We start from the raw sequence: 398 nt of genomic DNA, 5'->3' as shown, positions 1-398 counted from the left end.
CGCGGTGACACCCGCGCGGACTCCCAGTTCCCGGCCACCGCGGCCCTGGCGGTGTGGTGGACCCGGGAGTACGACGCGGTGCGCGGGGCGTTCACGGGGTGAGGGACCGCCGCGCCGCGGGGGGTGCGGGTCAGCCGCCCACGGCTCCGGTCACCCCGGGCTCGCCGGCCGCTCCGCCCACGTCCGCGCCGCCGGCGTCGGCGCCGCCGTTGTTCGCCCCGCCGTTGTTCGCGCCACCGGGGTTCGTGCCCCCGGTGTCCGTACCGCCGGTGTCCGTGCCCCCGGCGTCGGTGCCGCCGGTGTCGGTGCCGCCCGTCTCGGTCGGCTGCGTGGGCGGCGGCGTGTTGCTCGGCTCCTCGGTCTGCGGCTGCGACGGCGTCTGGGACGGGGTGTACGAC

General features: G+C 79.1%; 1 pseudogene. It reads right to left on the bottom strand.

What is annotated here, in order from left to right:
• Positions 1-130: 130 nt before the first annotated feature.
• Positions 131-398: pseudogene (locus KDL01_RS42560) on the bottom strand (serine/threonine protein kinase); the annotation flags it as partial.

It is taken from the genome of Actinospica durhamensis (genome assembly GCF_018139695.1).
In the GTDB taxonomy this organism is placed as follows: domain Bacteria; phylum Actinomycetota; class Actinomycetes; order Streptomycetales; family Catenulisporaceae; genus Actinospica; species Actinospica durhamensis.
This window is presented reverse-complemented; position numbering and strand designations above follow the sequence as displayed.